Source organism: Mesorhizobium sp. C277A (assembly GCF_040324395.1).
Lineage (GTDB): Bacteria > Pseudomonadota > Alphaproteobacteria > Rhizobiales > Rhizobiaceae > Mesorhizobium.
This window is the reverse complement of record NZ_JAMYVW010000002.1, coordinates 5,155,276-5,176,365: the sequence shown is the minus strand read 5'-3', so window position 1 is coordinate 5,176,365 and position 21,090 is coordinate 5,155,276. Positions and strand designations below refer to the sequence as shown.

The window sequence follows — 21,090 nt, the reverse complement described above, 5'->3', positions numbered from 1 at the left end:
GTTCAGGTGGAATACGGGATGACCGCCCGCAAGCAGGTTGCCGGCCGTATCTATCACCACCTCATCGGAGCTCGACATTGCCGCGATACGGTTTGGCTGAGATGCGCTCTCACATGGCATTCTATGAAGTCAGGATGCCAAGCATCGTCACCGTCAAGAAAGGAGATCAGGGGCCCGGCTGTCGCGTCAAGCCCGGTCATCATTACTGTCAACTGCCCGCCATTTTGCAGTCGGGGCAGAAAGCGGAAACGACTGTCGCCAAGCTGGGACAGACACTCTTCAATCCTTCGGCGGGAACCGTCGGTCGAAAAATCATCGACCACCACGCATTCGAACGCAGTGTATGTCTGCGCCGCTACGGATCGGATCGCAGTGTCGATGAATGCCTCTTGATTGAAACAGCCTACGCAAACGGATACGGTTGGTAGCGCGATGTGAGAACCAGCTCCGCTTGGGACGATGTTTTCTTTCAAGAGGCGCTTCTCCGTACACCAGTTTTGATCGCCTGAGATATTCCGTCGATCAAATGGCGGTGTTTCTTTGCCAAATTTCTCTCTATCGAAGCGAGTTTTTCTCCGCACTCAAGATCGCAATTGCCGCATGTTGACCCTACAGCACGGGTATCGCCCTCCTACCAAATTCGAGATTGTCAGAGCCATGCTGCGTCATGGCCACAACCTCAGAAAAGGGCACCCTTCCGCGAAGTCGCAACCTGCTCTTCAGGCCAGTTTGCTGTCGGACGATCCGTTCATATCCTATTCGGGAATGTCCGGTACGCCGCTCGGATTAGCAAGTCATATGCCTTTCCGTCCACGCAGCCACCGCGCCTGGTTTCTCATCTCGCCAACCTGGTCCATCGAAAACAGTGCTAGCGTCAAAACCATCCGGACCTATGCCGTTCTGCATAGACTCAAGAACCCCCGTCACTCGCTAATCTTCCTATCCAACACTCAGGCAGAGGCTGATCTGTTGAACCAGTCCGGCGAGGCCGCCGTCCTGCACAACAAGACGTCAACAACCTCCGAACACATATTCAGGCCTCTCGATGACGTCCCTGTAGAATTTGATGCAATCTACAATGCGCAACTGGCTCCGTGGAAGCGCCATGACTTGTCGCTTGGCATCCAGCGTTGCGCATTTGTCTTCTATCGAGATTCAAGCGGATCCTCCACGACGGAGTCGGAAAGAGCGCGAATAAATCGGCATAGGGAGCTCGCGCCGCATCACGTCTTTATCAACGAGTTTGACGGCACCGGCAAGCCTGTCCGATTGGCACCGGCTCAGGTGAACACGCATCTAAATCGTGCAGCCGTGGGAATCTGTCTCTCTCACCTTGAAGGACCAATGTTCGCAAGCACGGAATATCTTCTCGCGGGGCTTCCAGTGGTCACGACGCCGAACCATGGCGGCCGAGACCTTTATCTGGATGATGACTATTCGCTTACAATTCCACCCGATCCTCGATCCATCGCGGAGGCTGTCTTAGCGCTGAAGGAGCGACGAATTCCCCGGGATTACATTCGTTCGCAAACTTTGAAACGAATCGAACGAGACCGCGGGCGGTTCATAGACCTTGTAAACGAGATTTTTCTGGAGAGCGGCTCTTCGCGCCGGATCGCCCTGCCTTGGCCTTTCAGATATCCTGTCATGGAGTGGCTTCCACCGCAGGTCGCGATCGATCGATCGCTTTCAGGTTCGGTCGATGCCTTCATCACCGCTTAGAAGCAACACCCTCAGATTGCCGAAGGGCCTAGTCGCCTTGTTAACGCGGTCGAGGAGGCGGAGCAGCCGTTCCATTTTGCTCAACCATCTTCCGTTTTTGCAACCGGCACAGCGCGCTGCAACCACAACGAATGCATGTTCCTGTAATGTTCTTGCCTTGGCCTGAAATCTATGGTTGTCTTGTCCTGACGTCGCTCGCGGTCTGAACCACAAGGCCGAGGCGAGCTGATATCCGGGGGCAGAGCAAGATGGTGGCGCGGGTTCGCACGGTTGCTTTCCAGGGCATCGAGGCCGTACCGGTCGATGTCCAGGTGATGATCGCGCCGGGCAAGGTCGGCATGCAGATTGTCGGCCTGGCCGACAAGGCGGTGGCCGAAAGCCGCGAGCGGGTGCAGGCGGCGCTGCACGCTTCGGGCCTGTCAATGCCGTCGAAGAAGGTGACGGTCAACCTGGCGCCTGCCGACCTGCCCAAGGAAGGGAGCCATTACGACCTGCCGATCGCGCTCGGCCTGATGGCGGCACTCGGCGCCATTCCGGGCGATATGCTGGCGTCTTATGTCGTGCTGGGTGAATTGTCGCTCGACGGCACCATTGCCGCGGTGGCCGGCGCGCTGCCGGCGGCGATCGGCGCCAATGCCGAGGGAAAAGGCCTGATCTGCCCGTTCGGCTGCGGGCCGGAAGCGGCCTGGGCGGGCAAGGATTTCGACATATTGGCGCCGCGCAGCCTGATTGCCATCGCCAATCATTTTCGCGGCACGCAGGTGCTGTCGCGGCCCGAGCCCGGCATCCATGTCTCGGCCCGCGACCTGCCCGACCTTTCAGACATCAAGGGCCAGGAAAGCGCCAAGCGGGCGCTGGAAGTGGCGGCGGCCGGCGGCCACAATCTGTTCATGCTGTGGACGAAAGACCTTCACCTACAAAGAGCCTTCGGGCGACACAAACGTACGCCCGCGTGGCGCGCTATTTCTGCTACTTAACCGGGATCATGAGATGTGCGTAGGGAGTGCCCGCCCACATCACATACGGCTTTGAGGTGTCCGGCTTGGGGTTCTCCGGATAGCCGTGCATCACGTCCTTGGCGTTGACGACCATGACATGCGGTCCGGTTTCGATCCAATTGTTGCCCTCTTCTGGCTTTGTCGCATAAGGATCGGTGTTGCTGCCGTCGGTGCCGCCGGCCAGCATATACATGAAGCCGACCTTGTCTTTGGGCGGTTCCTTTTTTTGGACCAATGCCATCAACCATTCCATCGAATTGGCATCGCCACACATCGGGTCTGGTCCCGGCGAGCCCGGATTGTCCGGCATGCACCAGAAGCCGTTTGTGCCCTCTCGCAGCGTGCGCATGGCACCCTTCTCGTCCATGGTGTAGATCGCAGCGCCACTTGCTACAGCAGCGGGTGCAGCGGCTTCCGCGCTCTTGATCATCGCAGCGTCGTCGGCGGCTGCGCCGTGCATTGCAAACATAGTTCCCGCCGCCAAAAGGGCAGCGACCGTCGGAAGCCGTTTCATGGCCGTTCTCCGGTTCGAGTTGAACTTGTGCATGATGTCGGACGTGCGGCCATCCAGAACCGTTTTGTCGCTGATTAAATAGTAGCAGATCGCATGCGTCCGGACAACGATATTTAGCACTGTCTAATATTTTGGGGGTGGTTCGTGTTCATGCTGTGGACGAAAGACCCCTACTTTGTGCCGTGGTCTCGCTCGGCGTTCGGTCCACTGCAGGGGGTGCAAAATGCATCCCATAAGGATTGCATCCCAGTCGAGCGTTAGAACTCCTCGTGGCGGATTTCTTCTTCGGGTCCTGCGGTCTTAACGGCCTCTGCCGCAGCCCTTGCGGATAGAATAGCTTCAATGTCAGCCTCTTCAGCCTCGACCGCAGCCTTCTCCTCAGCTTCCTCAAGCTCAATCTCGCGGACGTCGACAAAGTCCCTAAGTTCCCTCCAGACTTCCGGAAGCCGCCTGCCGAAGTACTTCTCAAGGGCCATCGCAGCGACTTGAGGGTTGTCCGCCATCTTGGTTGAGAACATCTTCGCCATGTTGTCGGCGTAGCGTTGAGCTAACTCTTCCTGCCAGATAGACGCCTCTGTCTCGTCCATGTGCTGATACCCGCCCTTCGCCGCATTCCTCGCTCGGAACCAAGATTTGTTGTGGGCAAAGGCTTCATCGCCAAGCTGCTTCATCACCGACCGCATGTTGGCTACCTGTCGTTCGGATACTCCCGCTGCTCTGGCAATGTCGGGCTTGCTGTAGCGCCCTATTAGGACGAGCTTCCACGCCCTGTTTTGCCGCTCCCGGCTTTCCATAGGGAGCTTCACGGCTGAGTTGGCCTCGCTCGCTACCAGAACGGCCTCGCTGGGCGACCCATCGAAGTACCTTATCGGCACCTCTCGGTCTGGCCTAACACGCCCGTAGGCTTCTATGCGGTGGTGACCGTCAATCAAGATCGTCCGCTCTCCCACGACAATCGCAGTCACCGGATCGAGTTCGCCGAAGCTCTTGATTGCCTTAGTCAGGTCGGCGACGTGCTTCTCGCTAATGCCGTCTCGGGGCTGGAACAGCTCAGGCATGAGCGTGATTGCTCTAATGTCCAGCCTCTCGGGCCGCTCAAGATCGAACTTGACGCCATCCTCACGCCACCTGCGGTGAATGGTCTGCTCCTCCCTCCATTCTCTCTCCAGCTCCTCGATCAGCCGCTGGGCGGGCTCCATCTGTGGCACTCGTTGCCGGCCTCCGCCTGTCATTTCTGTGTCCTTTCCGGATTTTGTTGATCGCCGGGAGAGTTGTTGGTCTGATGAATGGGCGAGAAGAAGGTCACGCCCTATCAGCTTGCCGTTCGGGTAGATCGCGCCCACGGTGTTCGACAAGAAGCTCGCACGCTTCCTCCAGCGCCTCGCCAACGTGCCTCAGGATGCGCCCGCGTGACCTCGGGTAGACGTGCAGTTCCTTCACGTTCGCCCCTTCGCCCCACCTCTTGTGCGTCCCTGAAGCCATCTTGTGGATCAGCTTTGCAGCTTGCACCTGCTTGAACTCAGCTTTGCGCTCAGCCTGCGGATCGTCCCGTATGATCATCTCGACGGCCAGCCATGCAGCAACGACCCGGCGCGGATCGACACCGGCCTTCCGCAGCCTCGCCCAGGCTGCCTTCGCGCGCTCCTGTGGTGACAGCCCACGCAACCGGAAAGCCTCTATGTGAGGCCCCGAGGTCCGCAGAAGCGTGGCTACTCGGTCGACCGCATTGGCCACATAGGTGTCACTCTGGTTTGCCTCAAGCCATGCCAGCGCGGAGGCCCGGTAAGGGTTGATCTCCCGTGCCCCATAGGACGGCTTATAGGCGCTCCCATGGCGCGCGTAGTGATCCGCATGCGAACGGCAGAACCGCGTGTCCAAGCCGTCTCCTGTGCCCGCACGGGCCGGCCTACTACACCCGACCGCTCGGCATCGGGTGAACATCGCGCTGGGCTCATTCGCCCGGCTCTTCACTTCGGCTTTCCGCTCGCGCTTGGCCGTCCAGTTGGTCAATGGGTCCTCGTCCTCAAAGTAGCCACCCCGCATTGTCGGGCAGCCAAGCGTCTAACAGCAGCACAGGGCCAGCGACAGCGCCAAATGCACGCGCCAGCTTACCCAACGCGAGGCGCGTCACGGACCGTCTCTCGGCCTAATTGACGGCAGTCTCTTGGAACAGCGTCTCAATCAGTGGGCATGCCGGCAATGTGCCATCCCCGCACTGCTTGACGACCTCCTTGAGGACCTGTTCCATGCGCTTCAGGTCGGCGATCTTTGCGCGCACGTCCTCAAGGTGTGTCGCCGCAACCACGCGAGCGTCTGCGCAGGGCCGGTCACGCTCATCCACAAGCCGTAGCAGCGCGCGGATTTCGTCAAGTGAGAAGCCCAGCTCACGCGCCCTCAGAACGAAGCGAAGGCGTCGCTCGTGTGTCGCGTCGTAGTTTCGGTAGCCGCTTTGTGTGCGCGGCGGCTCCGGTAGAAGGCCAACCTTCTCGTAGTACCGCACCGTCTCCAAATTGGTTCCTGTCCGCCGGGCCAGTTCAGCTCTTTGCAGGCCCTTCACCAAGGCGTGATCGCGCATCCCAAAATTCCTCTTGAGCCTGTAGTCGCTACAGACTGCACATTACTGCGGAGACTGGATCTCGGCAATCAGCGAAGGACGAAATGGAAACTCTTGGAAACATACGGTCGGCGTCCGCCGATGAGGTCTCAGGCCGCAGCCACGCTGGACGGCAACGCCTCGTCATAGCAGGCGGCATACTCGGCGCGCTCGCCGCGTCCTCTTGTTGCATCGTGCCGCTGGTGCTGTTCAGCCTCGGTGTCGGTGGCGCGTGGATCGGCAACCTCACCGCGCTCGCTCCCTACAAGCCGCTATTCGTGACGGGAACGGTTGGTGTCCTCGGCTATGGCTTCTATCTCGTCTACAGGGTGCCAACGCGAGCCTGCGCCGACGACGCGGCCTGCGCACGGCCATTACCTAACCGGCTCGTCAAACTCGCGCTCTGGTCAGCGACGGCGCTCGTAACCGCCGCGTTTGCCTTCGACTACATCGCGCCCGTGCTGCTTGGCGCATAAACAAGGAGAATTGTCCCATGCAGAACCTTTTGAGCGCCTTCTTCGTCGGCGGGATCACCTTGGCTGCCTCTGCCGCCTTCGCTGCCGAGCGCACCGTCACCTTCGGTGTCGACAACATGACCTGCGCCTCCTGCCCCTACATCGTGAAGACATCCATGGCTTCGGTGGCTGGTGTCGACGATGTGGCCATCTCATTAGAGGCGATGACTGCTACCGTGACTTTCGACGATGGAAAGACGACGGCCGAGGCCATAGCCGCCGCCAGCACAAACGCGGGTTACCCGGCTCATCCCCAACAGGGAAGCTGACAGTCTACCGAGCCCAACCCGAACCCACCACCCTTCAATTAGGCTTGAACTCATGAGCGACTGCTGCGCACCTAAGTCCCCCTCAGATATTGGCTCAGCCGCCGCTCTGCCCAGTTTTGCTATACGACCCGGCGTGACGTTTCCCGATTGGTCGGTCGTGGCATCCTCGGTGGTCCGGGGTGCGCTGACTGCGATGATCGGTTCAGATCATGTCCTTGACCGCTGGAGCGGCTACTCGGCCGCCGTGGACCGGGTACGCGCTGCACTGCTTCAGTTCTATGCCGACAATGGCAGGGCGCCAACACTCGTCGCTCTTGCAACGGAAGTCGGGTTGACCGAAGCAGCGTTGCAACCGCTGCTCAATGAACTCAGTGAACGGGACCTTGTGGTTCTTGAAGGCGACCGGATCGTTGGCACTTATCCATTCACCGACCGAGACACCGGCCACCAAATCAAGCTGGATGGCCGTACTATCAACGCCATGTGCGCAGTCGATGCGCTTGGCGTCGGCGCAATGCTCGACAGAGACATTCAGATCACTTCCCGTTGCTGGCATTGCGGCTCACCGATCAACGTCTCCACGCGAGACCACGGCCGGGCACTCGACGAGGTCAACCCTCGGCAAACGGTGGTCTGGCTTAGCGTGCACTACGAGGGCGGCTGTGCCGCAAATTCACTTTGTTCGACGACAGCCTTCTTCTGTAGCGACGACCACTTCGCAGCTTGGCGAAGCATATGGCCGGCCGACGAACCGGGATTTCGACTTTCCATCAAGGAGGCTCTGGAGGCTGGCCGGGCGATCTTCGAGCCAAGCATGATCGGGCTGCGGAAGGATCGCACCCAAGCCGATGCTGGCTCCCACAGTGCCAATGGTGCCACCTCGAAAGTCACCACTGTCGGCCGTCGAGTCCCGAGGCGCGATGTCTATGACATTGCCGTCATTGGGGCCGGCTCGGCTGGCTTCTCGGCAGCTATCACCGCCGCCGATCAAGGAGCCCAGGTGGCGCTCATTGGCAGTGGGACCATCGGAGGTACGTGCGTCAACATCGGCTGCGTGCCCTCAAAGACCCTCATCCGGGCTGCGGAGACCCTTCACAACGCACGCGCCGCCGCACGGTTTGCTGGCGTTACGGCTGAGGCTGTGATCACGGACTGGCGGGCGACAGTTCTTCAAAAGGACGATCTGGTCGGGCACTTGCGACAGACGAAGTACATAGACCTGCTGCCGGCCTACGACGGCATCGCCTATCGCGAGGGATCGGCGCGCCTCGTCCACGGCGGAGTGAATGTTGATGGCACGCGGATCGCGGCCGACCGGATCATCATCGCGACCGGGGCGCGGCCCACTGTCCCGAGCATCCCAGGTATTGAAGCTGTACCTTATCTCACCAGCACAACAGCCTTGGAGCTTCAGGAACTGCCGAGAACGCTGCTCATCATCGGCGGGGGCTACATCGGTGCCGAGCTGGCTCAGTTGTTCGCGCGGGCTGGTGTCAGGGTGACGCTTGTCTTTCGCTCACGACTGTTGCCCGAGGCCGAGCCTGAGATCAGCCGGGCGCTGACGGGATACTTTGAGGACGAGGGGATCAACGTCGTCTCCGGCGTAGCCTACCATTCGATCCGCACGACCGATGCCGGTGTTGCTCTGACGGTTGAGCGCGATGGCCGGAATGTGACACTCGACGCCGAGCAAGTTCTCGTCACCACCGGGCGCACACCCAACACCGAGGCGCTCGACCTCACCGACAACGGTGTCGCTGTTGCGGCAAACGGGGGCATTGCAGTTGACGACCACATGCGCACCACCCGCCCCGGCACTTATGCCGCTGGCGACGTGACCGGCCACGATCAGTTCGTCTACATGGCCGCCTATGGCGCCAAGCTCGCTGCCAAGAACGCCCTCAACGGCGACAGCCTGCGGTACGACAATGCAGCGATGCCGGCCGTCGTGTTCAGCGATCCGCAGGTCGCGAGTGTCGGTCTCACTGAAGCTGCCGCTCGCGCAGCCGGGCATGATGTGCGCGTCTCCAAGATTGCTCTTGACCAAGTGCCACGCGCACTGGCCGCACGCGATACCAGGGGGCTGATCAAGCTGGTCGCCGAAACCGGGACGGGCAGGCTGCTCGGGGCTCACATTCTGGCACCTGAGGGCGCTGACAGCATCCAGACTGCCGTCTTAGCCATCACCTGCGGGCTAACCGTCCAGCAACTCGCAGACACGCTCTTCCCATACCTGACCACTGTGGAGGGCTTGAAGCTCACGGCGCTGTCATTCGACAAGGACGTGGCGAAGCTGTCCTGCTGCGCAGGCTAAGGCACGGCATGCGCTTCGCTTGATGGCACAAGGCGCTTCGCCAGCTTCGCGAGCGTCGAGCGCGAGCAACCTGTCGCTGCCACGACGGTGTTCCAGCTTTGCCCGCCCCGCAGCATGTCGAGGATCGCTTCGTTCCGCTTGGCGTCCTCAGGGCGACCCCTCATCTTGCCCTCGGCCTTCGCCTTTGCGATGCCCTGAGCCTGCCGGCGGCGTCGGTCGTCATAGTCCTTGCGGGCGATGGCGGCGAGCATGTCGAGCAGCATCCCGTTGATCGCGTCGAACATTCGCCCGGTGAAGGCGTCCTCGGTCTTCAGCATCATGTGCGAGGTCGGCAGGTCCAGCGCCACGACCTTCACCTCACGGTCCTTGATCTCGCGCTTGAGCTGTTCCCAGTCGTTGTCTGACAGGCGGCTCAGGCGGTCGACTTGTTCGGTGAGCAGGATGTCGCCCGGCTTGCTGTCCCTGAGCAGCCGGAACAGCTCTGGCCTGTGCAGCGAAGCGCCGCTCTCGTTCTCCTCGTAGGTGGCGGCGATGGTGAGCCCCCGCTCCCGGCAGAACGCTTCAAGGTCACCCCGCGCACGTCCTGCGTCCTGTTCCTTGGTCGAGGCTCTGAGATAGGCTCGGATAAATGTCACGGTGTGCTCCAGTTCGGTTTGAGTGGTTCGCTAATAGATGGTTCTATTTGACTGGTCAAGTGGCATTTATCGAACCACCCTCGATCCGGTTCGGAAAGGGCACACCCGAGCGAACCTGCTGCGGCCGGAGGGTGCTGCGTTGTACTAAGCGGCTACTGCTCCTAGTTTGGCACAGGTGAAGCGCGGCCGCGCGACCACCATCGGGCCGAAGGAGGCATCAAGATGAGGCGTTGGGCCTTGGCATTTCTCATTCCCTCGGCAATCTCCACCACCACCGCGCTGGCAGAAAAGGCCCTGTGCTCATCCTCCAACCTTACCCAGACAGAGAGCTATCGAATTGAGGCCAGCAAAGACGCGGTATCGGTCACATACCAGGGGACGAATAGGCTCGATAAGAAGACGCGCGAGGAGAAGGCAGAGGTTCTGAAGCATTGGTTCACGGGTTTGGATGGAGGCGATGCCCTTGGCATTTCTTTCATCATGTTGCGATTTCCAAACTCAGACGGCACCCAGGCTCTACCAGCCATGATCGTAATTGACTGGACAACTCTGCGGTTTGGACACAGCTACCTGCCTTTGATGGCGTTCATGACGGGCGACAAAGAGAAATTCCTTATCGCAAGGACCGACTACGGGTGCATCAGGCTCGATTGATAGCAACCATGCCCACTCAGTCTCCCCAAGCTGCAATGCTCTACCGACCCGGCAAGTGGCTCTGGCACGCCAGCCGCTGGGCAAGGCGAGGCTCTCTTGGTTTCCCGAAGGGTGGCGTGTGGTGGAACCGAAGGGGGTACGGGGGTGATCCCGCGCCGCCCTATATCTGATCGGTCGGGCGGATTTTTCCGCTGAACATTCCCCAAGGACTTTGGCATTACGTAATGGCAATCTTGATAATCGGCTCGGCCGTGCGTCACGTAATGGAATTGTCCGGTGCAGCGGAAAGGAACCGAGTGGATAAGACCTACGGCGACTACTACGACTTCGATGACGATGACGCGTACTTCCACCGGAAGCTGGAGGAGGCCAAGGGGATAGGGGCGGAATACCCGGATGAGCCTGTCGCCTTGAACCTCGCTCTTCACAACGCCGTCAATGCGGATCGGCAACGGCGGTTTCGCAAGAGGCGCAAGGCAGAAATAGCCATCCTGCAGGATACGGTGGCGGAACTGGAGGCCGAGGTGGAAAGGCTCCGGGCGGCAAACCGTTTCCTCCAGGTCGCCCTATTCGGTGATGGGGTGAGCCTCTCATAGGCCAAATGCCTTCCGCATAGCCAGCGTGGCAACATCAAGCCGCGCCTCCGGTCCTCGTCAAAGAGCGCGCCGGTATGACCCGCGATGTCAGCTCTGCCGAGGCAGCCGGCGATCGGCTCCTGCAGTTCACCAAGCGTCGCCCTAAGTGGAACCTAGCGGTGCGCGTCTGCATCGCCGTGATTGCCGATGAGATGCCACCTGAGGAGGCACGAAAGCGTTCCTGGCTGCGGCTAAGGAGGAGAAGGTATTCCAGCCTCAGCGACGCCACACCTTGACCGCTGAGATTACCAGGATCGCCGCGAGCAGCGGCAAGAGGACACCGCTCGGTGCAAATCCAAGCATCTGCCCGCCGAGGAACGCCCCGACGATTGAGCCGCAGGCCATCACCAATACGATCGCGATGTTGCGCCGGATGACCGAGAAGTTCTGGTCGCGGGTATAGCGGGCAAAACCAACGATCATGGTCGGCAAGCTCACAGCGAGTGAGAGGCTTCCGGCGAGCTTAATGTCGGCCCCGAATAGGAGTATCAGCGTTGGGATCAGCAGTTCGCCACCGGCCACTCCGAGTAGCGCCGCTACGATGCCTATGACGAACCCAGCGACGACCCCAGCGACCAACTGTGCCAGGCCAGTGAGCAGCGCGCCAGCGGTGTGAGCGTCATAACCAAACAACAGCACGCCCGCGATCACGAGAAGAATGATTGAGATGGTCTTGTAGAGGGTCTCAGCACGAAGGCGCGTCGCCCATCCAGCACCCAGCCACGCGCCTATGAGGCTACCGGCCAGCAAGTTCGCGATGATCGGCCAATGCGAAGCTATCTCCCCGAACGGCACCGTTTGAGCCCTGAAGGGCAGCGCCGTCGCTACCACTATCAGGCTCATCGCCTTGTTGAGGATCACCGCCTCCAACGCGCCGAAGTTGAACAGGCCAATCAGAAGCGGCAGGCGGAACTCAGCGCCACCAAGACCAACCAGCCCGCCCAGTGCCCCAATGACTAACCCTCCGCCGAACGCGAGGGGCTTGCTGGGTGAAGTCTGGTCGACAATCAACGGCTCTTCAGTCAAGGCGTTGTACTCCGTGGGAAACAACGCTGTAAGCCATCTTTGCTTGGGCCGATAGGTCACTCCATGTCGGGCACGTCGCCGCCAAGAGCGTGGTCGGCTCCCCATAACCATCCGCTCAAATCTTTCGGTCACGTCCGCGCCCTCTGAGCATTTAGCCGGAGCAGGACGACGGTATCTAATTCCGTCTCACACCCACAATTGGCCCGGGCTGGTACTGCTACTTTGAATTCATTGTGGTACCAACCATTCTTTCCAATCGCTTAGGTCATCAGCATGAACGGAAAGAGTCCGATAAGCCTCAAAGGGCTGCGCTTCACAAATGTGAGATTGGCCAACTGGCGCAATTTTGCTCACGCAGACGTTTCGTTGGCTGGGCGTGTCTTTCTGATTGGACCCAATGCCTCTGGAAAATCGAACTTCCTCGACGCATTCCGGTTTCTTCATGACCTCGTAGCCCTGGGTGGCGGTTTCCAGGAAGCCATCACCAAACGAGGCGGCGTGTCAAAACTCCGTAGCCTTGCCGCTCGCCGTTACCCGGATGTTGAGATAGCCGTCTCACTGGGCACCGATGAGGTACCAAACATCTGGACCTATGAAGTTACCTTCACCCAAGACAATCGCCAGCGGCCGCTGTTGCGGCGCGAGGTCGTCAAATCCATGGGCACGACGCTTATCCGTCGACCTGATGAAGATGATCGAAACGATCCAGCTCGCCTCCAACAGACCCATATCGAACAGGTGAACGTCAACAGGTCATTTCGCGATTTGGCAGACTTCCTCAGAACAGTCCGCTACGTCCATCTTGTCCCCCAGCTTGTACGAGAAACCGACCGATACGTAGGTCGTGACAATGACCCGTTTGGCTCCGACTTCTTGGAACAAGTGGCCAAGACCCAAGATCGAACTCGCAGCGCGCGGCTCCGCAAGATCGCGGAGGGCTTGAAGGTCGCCGTTCCACAATTGCAGGAGCTTCAATTCTTTCGCGATGAGGCAAAGGGAACTCCTCATCTCAGAGGAAAGTATGAACACTGGCGGTCGTTGGGCGCTTGGCAAACGGAGGAGCAGTTCTCCGATGGAACTCTGCGCCTCCTCGCGTTGTTGTGGGCGGTTCTGGATGGGTCGGGGCCTCTTCTGCTTGAAGAGCCGGAATTGTCACTCCATCCCGAGGTGGTGAGATACCTGCCTCAGCTATTCGCGCGACTTCAGCGACGAACCGGTCGGCAGGTTCTACTAAGTTCTCACTCTGCCGATTTGCTGCGCGATGAAGGCATCGCATTGGACGAAGTGCTTCTGTTGCGGCCCAAGGCCGAAGGAACGCGTGTGGAACTTGTATCGCAGCTGCAGCACGCTCGCGCGCTGGTGGAAGGAGGTTTGCCGCTCCCCGATGCATTGATCCCGGAGACGCGTCCGCCCAGGGCCGCACAACTCAGCCTCTTTGGCGATTGAGTTCAGCCAGCGATGTTCCACGCGGCCGTAGAGGGGGACCTTGACGAGGCCATGCTCAGGCGGATTGTTCGCCACACGGGCACGGTGATTGGCAATGTATATGGAAGGCAGGGAAAGCCACACCTGCTCCGTTCGCTTCCTGGCTACAACAATGCCGGACAGCATTTTCCATGGCTTGTGTTGATCGACTTGGACGACGATTTCCCGTGCGGTCCACACGGTCGGCAAGCATGGCTTCCGACCCCGAGCCAGCAAATGCACTTTCGAGTAGTCGTTCGGGCAGCGGAGGCCTGGATATTGGCCGACCGCGACCGTATTGCAGCATTTCTCGGCGTATCTACCGCTCGCATACCTCAAACTCCCGAAGGCCTCGCAAATCCAAAACGGGCATTGGTGGACATAGCACGTCACTCTTCGCGCAAAAAAATACGCGATGAGATGGTCCCCAGGGAGGGCAGCGGACGAGCTATTGGACCCCTGTACGGATCATTGGTGAGCGCATTCCTCAATGACGACGACGGCTGGCGGCCGGAAGTAGCAGCCGCTAATTCAGATAGCCTTGCGCGCTGCATTCGCACGGTTCAACAGATTGCGGCTGACGCATAGGCGGCACCCACGGCACGCTTGCCTTCTCCTGCTTAGCGCTTCTGAGCGTTGTGCTCGCCTGCAGCTTACTGGCTCATCTTCCGCCGCCGACACCTACAGTTCAATTGCAGTAGCCGTCAGGCGCGCGCTCAGGGGTCACTTGGCCACGCGAACATCAGCCCGGTCTCTTCTCCTGGGGCGTGTTTCCAGTGGAACCAAAGGTATCCGCGCGGCCAGTCCACGGTCACTTTGGTGAACAGTTGACGCATCGTCGCGTTGATGGCCACCACGTCGTGAGTCGTTGCCTTCAGCCCTTCAACGAGCCGGTCGACAGTTTGTTGTGTCCTGTTCGTCAGTGCGTCCGCGACCTTCTCGCCAACCTCGCTAACTTCGGTCCTGATCTTCTCACGGTCGGCTTCAACCTGTCGCAGACTATCCAGCAATACTGCCGAAGCCCCCCCTTCCTTGATCGCGTCAACGATGTTGCTGATCGCCTCGTCGTGGTTCTCTTCATCCGCCAGAAGTTGCTGCCACTTGGCTTCCAAAGCGGCATCAGGCGCAGGGAGCGTGCGCCAGAACTCGCCTGCCTTCTCCGCTAATGCGAACTCAACCTGCTGGCAAGGAATTGACTTGTAGGCGCACCCTTTGCCCGCCTTGGCCCTTACGCAAACAAGGGAGGGTCGTGATCTGCTGCCCTTGTTCACGCGGGTCATTGTCGACGCACACTTTGGGCACACCGCAAGCCCAGCGAGGACGTTCTCAATGCCATTTACAGTACGTCCCGCTCCTCTTCCGGTTGAGAGAGTGGCCACGCGCTCGAACGTTTCGCGGTCAACCGCCGTTGGGAAATAGCCTTCCATTGGCTCAGTGGGAATACGTCGCTTCTTGCCACCGATCCGCTCCACCCGGTGAGGCGTGTGAACACCTACGACGGAGGGGTCCGCCAGCATCTTCTTGATGTACGAGCGGTGCCACATCTTACCCGTTCCGAACACGGGCACGCCCTCGCGGTTCAGCCTTTGCGCAATCGCGTGCTGCCCTTGGCCAGCCAGGGTCAGGTCAAATACTCGGCGGACTACCTCAGCGCGTTCAGGTATCAGGTCAAATCCAAGGCGATCTTCGCGAAGCCGAACCCAGCCGGGACTGAGCCTTGTCATCGGGATGCCTTGCTCCTTTAGCTTCAGTCGCTTGCCATGCCACGCCGCGCGAAGGAGTTCCTGCTTGCGGGCGCTCTCATCATTCGCACGGATAAATCCAATGATGATCTCGAAGATCGCGAACTGGTTCTGGCGGATGCTCTCCCTAGAGTAGGCCCTATCGTTGCTGAGCGTGACAACGGTGATCCCGGCCGACAAAAGGCCCGTGAAGACCGCCTGAGCGTCCAAGATGCTATCGCGAGAGATACGGTCAAAGTTCTCGACCAACAGGAAGCTGCCCGGCTTAATGTCACCTGATTGGACCAGCGAGAGGAAATCTCCCAGCGCGCCCACCGCAACGTTGGCACCGCGAAAGGCTGAGACACCGAGGTCGCGAAAGGTCGTTGTGTCGTCAAGAATGAGATTGTGCTGGGCGGCATACTTCACGGCTTTGTCAGTCTGGCGACGTAGGCTGTCACCGGCACCCTGCTCGGGTGTGGAGAAGCGTATGTATGAGTACGCTCGGGCTCTGGGGCTCTTGGGCTTTGTCATGGCTAAGCGTCCTACCTGAGGTTGGGTCTAACGTCCATATCATGTTGATGGTCGGGCCTCCCGGCTCGGGAAAATCGATGCTGGCGCAGAGGCTGCCTTCAATTCTGCCGCCACTGGCACCGAAGGAACTTCTTGAAGTCTCGATGATCGCCTCGGTGGCCGGCGAGCTCGGCGAAGGCAAGCTCACCGACCGGCGGCCGTTCCGCGCCCCGCACCATTCGGCCTCGATGGCGGCAATGGTCGGCGGCGGCATCAGGGCGCGGCCGGGCGAAGTATCGCTTGCCCATAACGGCGTCCTGTTCCTCGACGAGTTTCCCGAATTCACGCCGCAGACCTTGGATGCGCTGCGCCAACCGCTGGAGACCGGCGACTGCATGATCGCGCGCGCCAACCACCGCGTCACCTATCCAGCGCGCATCCAGCTGGTGGCGGCGATGAACCCGTGCCGTTGCGGCATGGCCGGCGAGCCCGGCTATCGCTGCCTGCGCGGTGAGCGCTGCCGCACCGACTACCAGGCGCGCATTTCCGGCCCGCTGCTCGACCGCATCGATCTCAGGATCGAGGTGCCTGCGGTTTCGGCCGCCGATCTGATCCGGCCGGATCGGGCGGAGAAAAGTGCCGCCGTTGCGCAGCGCGTCGCGCGCGCCCGCACCATCCAGCGCGAACGGTTCGAGCGGCTCGGCGTGACCAGCGCGACCACCAACGCGCATTGCTCGCCTTCTGTTATCGAGGACATCGCGATGCCGGATGCCGCCGGCCTGTCTCTGTTGAAGGACGCCAGCGAAAAGCTCGGCTTTTCCGCGCGCGCCTATCATCGGGTGCTGAAAGTGGCGCGCACGCTGGCCGATCTCGAAGCGAGAGAAACCGTCGGCCGCATTCACCTGGCCGAGGCGATTTCCTACCGCATGATGTCGGAGCGGGTGGCGCAGGCGGCGTAACGCTCCTCCTTGAGGGGAAGGTGGCCCCGAAGCGGCAGGGTGGGGGTCGCCGAAGAATGGTGGATCTTTTTGGAGCCGAGCCGAGAAAGGGCCTCTGCAATGACATTGCTTGTAGTGTCGTCCGAAGGGAGTCGCCGCACTTCACGCAGGACCCCACCCGGCCCTTCGGGCCACCCTCCCCTCAAGGGGGAGGGAAATGCAGGCGCTAATTCGCCCGCTCTTTCGCGTTCAGCTCCAGCCGCCGTGCGTGCAGCACCGGTTCCGTATAGCCATTCGGCTGTTCGCGGCCTCTAAACACCAGGTCGCAGGCGGCGTGGAAGGCGATGGAATTGTCGAAATCGGTGGCCATCGGGCGGTAGAGCGGGTCGCCGACATTCTGCAGGTCGACGGTTGCCGCCATGCGGCGTAGCGAATCCATCACCTGAATCTGCGAGCAGACCTTGTGGTGCAGCCAGTTGGCGATGTGCTGCGAGGAGATGCGCAGCGTGGCGCGGTCTTCCATCAGGCCGACATCGTTGATGTCGGGCACTTTGGAACAGCCGACGCCCTGGTCGATCCAGCGCACGACATAGCCGAGAATGCCTTGCGCATTGTTGTCGAGCTCGCGCTGGATCTCGTCGGGGGTCCAGTTCGGCCGCACCGCCACCGGCACCGACAATATATCATCTAGCTTCGCCTTCGGCCGGCTCTTGAGCGCCGCCTGGACGGCATGGACATCGACCTTGTGATAGTGCGTGGCGTGGAGCGTCGCCGCTGTCGGCGACGGCACCCAGGCGGTGTTGGCGCCGGCCTTGGGATGCGCGATCTTCTGTTCCAGCATCGCCGCCATCAGATCGGGCATCGCCCACATGCCCTTGCCGATCTGGGCATGGCCGGCCAGCCCGCATTCGAGCCCGGCGTCGACATTCCACGCCTCATAGGCGGAGATCCAGGGGGCCTGCTTCATGTCGCCCTTGCGGATCATCGGGCCGGCTTCCATCGAGGTGTGGATCTCGTCGCCGGTGCGGTCGAGGAAGCCGGTGTTGATGAACACGACGCGCTCCTTCGCCGCGCGGATCGCTTCCTTGAGGTTGACGGTGGTGCGCCGCTCCTCGTCCATGATGCCCATCTTGATAGTGTTTTTGGCCATGCCGAGCAGCGCTTCGACGCGGTCGAAAATCTCGACTGCGAAGGCGACTTCCTCCGGCCCATGCATCTTCGGCTTCACCACATACATCGAGCCCGCGCGGGAGTTCATCCGCCGCCCGTTGGCGCCGACATCGTGCAGCGCGATCAGCGCCGTCAGCGCCGCATCCATGATGCCTTCCGGCACCTCGTTGCCATCGCGGTCGAGGATGGCCGGATTGGTCATCAGGTGGCCGACGTTTCTCACCAGCATCAGCGAGCGGCCGGGCAAGCTCAGCGCGCCACCACTGGGCGCGGTCCAGGCGCGGTCCGGATTGAGCTTGCGCGTGAAGGTTTTGCCGCCCTTGCTGATTTCCTCCGCCAGATCGCCCTTCATCAGGCCGAGCCAGTTGCGGTAGACGATGACCTTGTCCTCGGCATCCACCGCCGCGACCGAATCCTCGCAGTCCTGGATGGTGGTCAGCGCCGATTCCAGGATCACGTCGGCAATGCCGGCCGGGTCGGTGCGGCCGATCTGGTTGGTGCGGTCGATGAGGATCTCGATGTGCAGGCCGTTCTGGACCAGCAGGATGGCTTCCGGGTTGGCGCCGTCGCCGCGGTAGCCGGCAAATTGTTTCGGGTTGGCCAGTGTGGTGCCGCCGGCGCCGGCGCCGAGCCGCAAGGTGCCACCCGAAACCGTCAGCCCGTTCACGCCGGCCCATTTGCCCGAGGTGAGCGGCACGGACTCGTCCAGAAAACTCTTCGCCCAGGCAACCACCTTGGCGCCGCGCACGGGGTTGAAGCTTTTACCCTTCTCGGCGCCACCGGTCTCGGCAATGGCGTCGGTGCCGTAGAGCGCATCGTAGAGCGAGCCCCAGCGGGCATTGGCGGCGTTGATCGCATAACGCGCATTCATCACCGGCACCACCAGCTGCGGCCCGGCAACGGTGGCGATCTCGGGGTCGACATTGTCGGTCGACACGGAAAAGGCCGGCCCTTCGGGCACGAGATAGCCGATCTCACGCAAGAAGCTTTTGTAGGTCTCCATATCGATGGGCGCGCCATTGGCGCGGTGCCAGGCGTCGATCCGTTCCTGCATGGCGTCGCGTTTGGCCAACAACGCCCGGTTCTTCGGCGCGAGATCATGGACGATAGCCGAAAAGCCGTTCCAGAAGGCGTCGGCGGCAATGCCGGTACCCGGCAGCGCTTCGCCGACAAAGTCATGCAGTTCGCGGGCAATCCGCAATCCGGCGATCTCGACGCGATCGGTCATCAGGGCTTCTCCAGATGAAAGGCTTTGCGGCCTTTGGCATGTCAGGGGTGAAGGGTCAATTCAGCTTAGGGTGAAGGCGGGGAATTTGAAGCTGCTGATCTCTCCCCTCGTGGGGGAGATCACCTAAACCGCAATCCTCGGCCGACCCGATGCAACCGCCACCACATGCGCTTCGATAAACATCCGTTGGGCCTCAACCGTAGACACCTTGAACTCGGTCGAAACGTCGATCTCGGCATTATCCGTGCCGGCATCCTTCGCGCGCGCGGCTACGATCGCCCGCACATCAGCCTCCGCTGCCGCGATCGCCTCGGCCTCGTCCGTGAAGTCGCGCACCGTTTGCCCCGACGCCAAACGAAACAAACCTTCCTTAGGCTGGCTGACGCGGGCTTCGGCCGAGACGCGGACCTGGCCGACGACGGCGCCGAGTGCGTTGGCGACGTCGGTATCCTCCGGCACAACGCACTCATTACCGACCAGCTCGGCCAAGCCGGCATAGTGCAGCGGCGCCGAGGCGCCGAGGCCGATGACCGGACGATCGAGCGCGACGCTGAGCCTTGCGATGCCGGGATGGGAATCGACGGCGCGCTGCACCAGCGCATGCGCGACGGTGGCGGCGCCATCCAGCCCGTCTTCGGCAAAGGCGGTCTCCAGAATGTATTCGGCCGACCAGCGCGTCAGCGTCAGCAGCACGCGTTCGGAAATCACCTCCGGAGACGGCGCGATGTACTGGCCGCGGCCGTCGCGCTTGCGGGCAAACAGTTCGGCGCCGAGTCGGGCCGCAAGCGGGTCCCAGTTGGCCTGCTTGCCGAGCACATGCGCGGCGTCCGAAGGGGTGAAGCCCGAGATATGCACAAGACCGCGCGAGACCAGCCGGTTCAGCGTGGCGTTCTGGGCGTTCGAGGTGAGCAGCCTGTCGATGGCGAGCGGCACGGCACCAATGAGTTCATACAGTTTCGCCTCGGGCGCGGTCAGGCCGGCGGCGAGCCTGTCCGGCACGCCCGTGCGCAGCGCAAAGCGGCCGTCCATGCGGCCGGGGTTGGGCGCCCTGAGCTGGCGCTCGAACTCCGATGTCACGGAAACACCATGCATCATGCCGGCCAGCGCCAGCGGCACCAGGCGGCGCGGCCCGAGCAGGATTTTCGGGTTGAGCGCGCCATCTTCCAGTGCCACTTCGGAATCGCCGCCGAGGCCGAAAGTGCGCATGGCGACCGCCTCGACCATGGTGCGGAAGCCGCCGACGGTGGCGCCTTCGGGATCGAGCCGAGGACGGCCGCCGTCGAGCACGGCGACATCGGTGGTGGTGCCGCCAATGTCCGACACCATGGCGTTGTCCAGGCCCGTCATGTGGCGGGCGCCGACCAGGCTGGCGGCCGGGCCGGAGAGGATGGTCTCGATCGGCCGCTGGCGGGCAAACGCCGCCGAAACCAGCGCGCCATCGCCGCGCACCACCATCAAGGGCGCTGCGATGTTGCGGGCTTCCAAAAATCCTTCGGTTGCCGCCACCAGCCGGTCGATCATCGAGATCAGCCTGGCGTTGAGCAAGGTGGTGAGCGCGCGACGCGGACCGCCGAGCTTGGCCGACAATTCATGGCTGGCGGTCACCGGCAGGCCGGTCTTTTCGCGGATGAGGTCGCGCGCGGCGAGTTCATGCTCCGGGTTGCGGGTGGCGAAATAGGCGCACACGGCAAAGCCCGACACCGAGGCGCCGAGTTCAGGGAGTGCTGCTTCCAGCCCCGACAGATCGAGCTTGGCCGCATTGCCGTGCACGTCATGGCCGCCCGGACAAAACACCACCGGATCGGTGCCGAGCGCCGTCTTCAGCCCGTCGCGCGCAAGGTCGGCCCCGGCAAAGCCGATCATGATGAGCGCCACACGCCCACCCTGGCCCTCGACCAGCGCATTGGTGGCGAGCGTCGTCGACATCGACACGAGTTTGATCGCGGCCGGATCGGTGGCCGATTTTCCCAGCACCGCATCAACCGCGCCGGAAATGCCGACGGCAAGATCGTGCCGCGTGGTCAGCGCCTTGGCCTTGGCCAGCACCTTGCCTTTTGGCCCGCCCTGTTCCGACCACAGCACGGCATCGGTATAGGTGCCACCGGTGTCGATACCGAGAAACAGGGGTTTTGGCTTGGCGGTCATGTCTGGCGGTCCGGGATTCTGCTCCCCCGCCCTTAG

At 61.3% G+C, this 21,090-nt stretch carries 17 protein-coding genes and 2 pseudogenes; 9 read left to right on the top strand and 10 right to left on the bottom strand.

Going from position 1 to position 21,090, the window contains the following annotated elements; translation table 11 throughout:
* Positions 1-53: 53 nt before the first annotated feature.
* Positions 54-581: a glycosyltransferase family 2 protein gene (locus NKK52_RS25570; protein ID WP_084023689.1), complete on the bottom strand. Its 528-nt coding sequence runs from the start codon at positions 579-581 to the stop codon at positions 54-56.
* Between the two features lie 76 nt (positions 582-657).
* On the opposite strand from NKK52_RS25570, the gene NKK52_RS25565 reads away from it, so the two are divergent.
* Positions 658-1,722: a glycosyltransferase gene (locus tag NKK52_RS25565; protein WP_156937160.1), complete on the top strand. Its 1,065-nt coding sequence runs from the start codon at positions 658-660 to the stop codon at positions 1,720-1,722.
* Between the two features lie 248 nt (positions 1,723-1,970).
* Positions 1,971-2,618, top strand: a pseudogene (locus tag NKK52_RS25560) (magnesium chelatase domain-containing protein); the annotation flags it as partial.
* A gap of 73 nt (positions 2,619-2,691) precedes the next feature.
* On the opposite strand, the gene NKK52_RS25555 reads toward NKK52_RS25560, so the two are convergent.
* The 4 genes from NKK52_RS25555 to NKK52_RS25540 all read right to left on the bottom strand — a co-directional run bounded on the left by NKK52_RS25555 (position 2,692) and on the right by NKK52_RS25540 (position 5,809).
* The gene (locus tag NKK52_RS25555) at positions 2,692-3,354 is read right to left on the bottom strand and encodes a hypothetical protein (protein ID WP_245263036.1); all 663 of its coding nucleotides are present in this window, start codon (positions 3,352-3,354) and stop codon (positions 2,692-2,694) included.
* Positions 3,355-3,491: 137 nt separating this feature from the next.
* Positions 3,492-4,433 (bottom strand): ParB/RepB/Spo0J family partition protein, encoded by a 942-nt coding sequence (locus tag NKK52_RS25550; RefSeq protein WP_031203656.1) that lies wholly within the window; start codon positions 4,431-4,433, stop codon positions 3,492-3,494.
* 103 nt (positions 4,434-4,536) lie between these two features.
* The gene (locus tag NKK52_RS25545) at positions 4,537-5,112 is read right to left on the bottom strand and encodes a hypothetical protein (RefSeq protein WP_245263035.1); all 576 of its coding nucleotides are present in this window, start codon (positions 5,110-5,112) and stop codon (positions 4,537-4,539) included.
* Positions 5,113-5,380: 268 nt separating this feature from the next.
* Positions 5,381-5,809 (bottom strand): MerR family transcriptional regulator, encoded by a 429-nt coding sequence (locus tag NKK52_RS25540; protein WP_023681299.1) that lies wholly within the window; start codon positions 5,807-5,809, stop codon positions 5,381-5,383.
* A gap of 83 nt (positions 5,810-5,892) precedes the next feature.
* On the opposite strand from NKK52_RS25540, the gene NKK52_RS25535 reads away from it, so the two are divergent.
* The 3 genes from NKK52_RS25535 to merBA are packed head-to-tail and all read left to right on the top strand — an operon-like array spanning position 5,893 to position 8,925.
* Positions 5,893-6,303: a mercuric transporter MerT family protein gene (locus tag NKK52_RS25535; protein ID WP_023681298.1), complete on the top strand. Its 411-nt coding sequence runs from the start codon at positions 5,893-5,895 to the stop codon at positions 6,301-6,303.
* Between the two features lie 17 nt (positions 6,304-6,320).
* Positions 6,321-6,611, top strand: coding sequence for a heavy-metal-associated domain-containing protein (locus NKK52_RS25530; protein ID WP_023681297.1), 291 nt, complete (start codon positions 6,321-6,323; stop codon positions 6,609-6,611).
* Positions 6,612-6,663: 52 nt separating this feature from the next.
* Positions 6,664-8,925: a bifunctional organomercurial lyase/mercury(II) reductase MerBA gene (merBA, locus tag NKK52_RS25525; protein WP_023681296.1), complete on the top strand. Its 2,262-nt coding sequence runs from the start codon at positions 6,664-6,666 to the stop codon at positions 8,923-8,925.
* On the opposite strand, the gene NKK52_RS25520 is transcribed toward merBA, so the two are convergent.
* Entirely contained in the window at positions 8,922-9,560 is a 639-nt protein-coding gene (locus NKK52_RS25520; RefSeq protein WP_023681295.1) for a recombinase family protein, read from the bottom strand. The two genes, merBA and NKK52_RS25520, sit on opposite strands and share 4 nt — an antisense overlap.
* Before the next feature lie 222 nt (positions 9,561-9,782).
* On the opposite strand from NKK52_RS25520, the gene NKK52_RS25515 reads away from it, so the two are divergent.
* Both NKK52_RS25515 and NKK52_RS25510 read left to right on the top strand, forming a co-directional pair.
* A complete protein-coding gene (locus tag NKK52_RS25515; RefSeq protein WP_023681294.1) occupies positions 9,783-10,214 on the top strand; it encodes a hypothetical protein in 432 nt (143 codons plus the stop codon).
* Between the two features lie 296 nt (positions 10,215-10,510).
* Entirely contained in the window at positions 10,511-10,810 is a 300-nt protein-coding gene (locus tag NKK52_RS25510) for a hypothetical protein (RefSeq protein ID WP_198031468.1), read from the top strand.
* Between the two features lie 255 nt (positions 10,811-11,065).
* Here NKK52_RS25510 and NKK52_RS25505 read toward each other — a convergent pair whose 3' ends face one another.
* Positions 11,066-11,875 carry a sulfite exporter TauE/SafE family protein gene (locus tag NKK52_RS25505; protein ID WP_023681292.1) on the bottom strand — a complete coding sequence of 270 codons (810 nt, stop codon included), beginning with the start codon at positions 11,873-11,875 and terminating at the stop codon, positions 11,066-11,068.
* Between the two features lie 273 nt (positions 11,876-12,148).
* Between NKK52_RS25505 and NKK52_RS25500 the strand changes: the two genes are divergently transcribed.
* A complete protein-coding gene (locus NKK52_RS25500; RefSeq protein ID WP_084633796.1) occupies positions 12,149-13,321 on the top strand; it encodes an AAA family ATPase in 1,173 nt (390 codons plus the stop codon).
* A 734-nt stretch (positions 13,322-14,055) separates the two neighbouring features.
* On the opposite strand, the gene NKK52_RS25495 is transcribed toward NKK52_RS25500, so the two are convergent.
* Entirely contained in the window at positions 14,056-15,594 is a 1,539-nt protein-coding gene (locus NKK52_RS25495) for a recombinase family protein (protein WP_023681288.1), read from the bottom strand.
* A 35-nt stretch (positions 15,595-15,629) separates the two neighbouring features.
* Between NKK52_RS25495 and NKK52_RS25490 the strand changes: the two are divergent.
* Positions 15,630-16,532: pseudogene (locus tag NKK52_RS25490) on the top strand (YifB family Mg chelatase-like AAA ATPase); the annotation flags it as partial.
* Positions 16,533-16,737: 205 nt separating this feature from the next.
* On the opposite strand, the gene NKK52_RS25485 reads toward NKK52_RS25490, so the two are convergent.
* Both NKK52_RS25485 and NKK52_RS25480 read right to left on the bottom strand, forming a co-directional pair.
* Positions 16,738-18,909 carry a malate synthase G gene (locus NKK52_RS25485; RefSeq protein ID WP_023681287.1) on the bottom strand — a complete coding sequence of 724 codons (2,172 nt, stop codon included), beginning with the start codon at positions 18,907-18,909 and terminating at the stop codon, positions 16,738-16,740.
* A gap of 123 nt (positions 18,910-19,032) precedes the next feature.
* Positions 19,033-21,054, bottom strand: coding sequence for a hydantoinase/oxoprolinase N-terminal domain-containing protein (locus NKK52_RS25480; RefSeq protein ID WP_023681286.1), 2,022 nt, complete (start codon positions 21,052-21,054; stop codon positions 19,033-19,035).
* Positions 21,055-21,090 lie beyond the last annotated feature (36 nt).

What these genes read in the sequence shown, in the direction of transcription:
- NKK52_RS25530 (WP_023681297.1), top strand. Translation starts at nt 6,321, where the DNA reads ATGCAGAACCTTTTGAGCGCCTTCTTCGTCGGCGGGATCACCTTGGCT.
- NKK52_RS25515 (WP_023681294.1), top strand. Translation starts at nt 9,783, where the DNA reads ATGAGGCGTTGGGCCTTGGCATTTCTCATTCCCTCGGCAATCTCCACC.
- NKK52_RS25535 (WP_023681298.1), top strand. Translation starts at nt 5,893, where the DNA reads ATGGAAACTCTTGGAAACATACGGTCGGCGTCCGCCGATGAGGTCTCA.
- NKK52_RS25480 (WP_023681286.1), bottom strand. Translation starts at nt 21,054, where the DNA reads ATGACCGCCAAGCCAAAACCCCTGTTTCTCGGTATCGACACCGGTGGC.
- NKK52_RS25485 (WP_023681287.1), bottom strand. Translation starts at nt 18,909, where the DNA reads ATGACCGATCGCGTCGAGATCGCCGGATTGCGGATTGCCCGCGAACTG.
- NKK52_RS25540 (WP_023681299.1), bottom strand. Translation starts at nt 5,809, where the DNA reads ATGCGCGATCACGCCTTGGTGAAGGGCCTGCAAAGAGCTGAACTGGCC.
- merBA (WP_023681296.1), top strand. Translation starts at nt 6,664, where the DNA reads ATGAGCGACTGCTGCGCACCTAAGTCCCCCTCAGATATTGGCTCAGCC.
- NKK52_RS25500 (WP_084633796.1), top strand. Translation starts at nt 12,149, where the DNA reads ATGAACGGAAAGAGTCCGATAAGCCTCAAAGGGCTGCGCTTCACAAAT.
- NKK52_RS25495 (WP_023681288.1), bottom strand. Translation starts at nt 15,594, where the DNA reads ATGACAAAGCCCAAGAGCCCCAGAGCCCGAGCGTACTCATACATACGC.
- NKK52_RS25565 (WP_156937160.1), top strand. Translation starts at nt 658, where the DNA reads ATGCTGCGTCATGGCCACAACCTCAGAAAAGGGCACCCTTCCGCGAAG.
- NKK52_RS25550 (WP_031203656.1), bottom strand. Translation starts at nt 4,433, where the DNA reads ATGGAGCCCGCCCAGCGGCTGATCGAGGAGCTGGAGAGAGAATGGAGG.